We start from the raw sequence: 1773 nt of genomic DNA on the forward strand, positions 1-1773 counted from the left end.
TGCTCAGGTGATCTCTCTCCTTGGGGCGACTGTAAACTCGCCTGAAATTCCGAAACTTAGCTGTCCTCTGGGTCAGCTAGGGATTGGGATAAAGCCCGCACCCTGCGCATAGCGCGGGTGCCGGGTAGTTTACTCGGCGTGGCAGCTCATCGACTTTCCAGGATCGGGCTATGCTGGACTGAGGACTACACCCATCTCCCTGTTGCTATGCGAGACCTTCTGCGCGACATCCTTCGGGACTGCTCTGGCTTTGTGGAACTGCGCTACCACAGCAAGGTGTTCCGCAGCATCACTGCCGAGAAGGGCCGCCTTGAGCGCACCGCGGTTCGTCGCCGTTCCGGAGTGGGGGTGCGGGTGTTGGAGGCCGGCACTTGGGGCTTTGCTGCCACCGGGGATCCCTCGCCGGCTGCCGTTCGGGAGGCCATCGCTGAAGCTCGCCGTGCCGCCCAAGCCAGCGCCGACTACCGCAAACAAAAGCTGGGATCCCTGCCCAGTGTGCGGCTGGCCCAAGGGGAGTTCTGCGAGCCCGGTGTGGAGGAGGTGCTGAATAAGCCGCTGGAGGCGAAGATCCAGTTGGCTCTGGAAACCGAGGCGCAGGCCCGGCAGGCCTCTCGCCAAATTAGCTCCGCCAGTTGCACCTACAACGAGATTTACGAGGAAAAAGCCATCGTCACCACCGATGGGGCGGATGTGGCCTTTCGTCTGGTGCGCCCCGAGCTGCGAGTTCAGGCGGTGGCCGAAGCTGCCGGCCAGCTCAGCAGTGGCTCCGAGGCCATTGGGGTAACAGGGGGATGGGATTGCCTGTTCCGCTCGCATCCCTTGCAGATGGCGGAAAAGGCGGCTGCTACCGCGGTTGATTTATTGTCCGCAGGCTACGCAGAAGGGGGATGGGCCACGGTTATTCTGTCGCCTTCCATCGTGGGGCTGTTGGTGCACGAGGCCATTGGCCACACGGTCGAGGCGGATTTTGTCCTGGCGGGTTCTGTGGCTGCCGGCAAGCTGGGGCAGCGGGTGGCCAGCGACTTGGTTACTCTCAAAGACTCCGGCCATTCGGAGTTTATGCCAGGGGCAGGGGGAACCCTTCCTGTGGACGACGAGGGCGTTCCTACCCAAAGCACCACCATCATCCAAAACGGCATTCTGGTCAGCTATCTCCACAACCGCGAAACTGCCGCCCACTTTGGGGTGGAGCCCACCGGCAATGCCCGCGCCTGGGAATACGCCGATGAGCCTTTGATCCGCATGCGCAACACCTTCATTGAACCCGGATCCCAAACGCTAGAGGAAATCATCGCCAGCACTCCCGATGGCTACTTCCTGGATGGGGCCAGGAACGGGCAGGCGGACTCCACCGGCGAGTTTATGTTTGGCGTGGAGCGGGCCTACCGCATTCGCGATGGCAAGCTGGCGGAGTTGCTGCGCGGTGTCACCATCACCGGCAATGCTTTTGAGGTGCTGCAATCGGTGGATGCCGTCTCGCGGGACTTCCTGTGGGACTTGGGATCCGGCCATTGTGGCAAGGGTCAACCGGCCAAGGTGGATGCGGGCGGCCCCTACATTCGCTGTCGGGCCATTGTAGGTGGGCAACAACCTGTGTAGTTATTCCCTTGGCGCTCCACAGCTAGCCCAGAGGTGAAGCCTACAGCTCGCTCTGTAAAGGGGACTGGCAGGCCAGCTCCAGGACTACCGAAAGCTGCTGGCCAGGAGCATGACTCTAGTCAATAATAAGCTCAACTATACTGAAAATAATGTATAATATGTTCAGTACGGATT

General features: G+C 60.7%; 1 protein-coding gene. It reads left to right on the top strand.

Annotation, left to right across the window (positions count from 1 at the left end; genetic code table 11):
* Positions 1 to 207: 207 nt before the first annotated feature.
* Positions 208 to 1599 carry a TldD/PmbA family protein gene (locus tag NW837_RS15560; RefSeq protein WP_414332584.1) on the top strand — a complete coding sequence of 464 codons (1392 nt, stop codon included), beginning with the start codon at positions 208 to 210 and terminating at the stop codon, positions 1597 to 1599.
* Positions 1600 to 1773 lie beyond the last annotated feature (174 nt).

The sequence above is a fragment of the Synechococcus sp. R6-10 genome (assembly GCF_047461815.1).
In the GTDB taxonomy this organism is placed as follows: Bacteria; Cyanobacteriota; Cyanobacteriia; order Thermostichales; family Thermostichaceae; genus Thermostichus.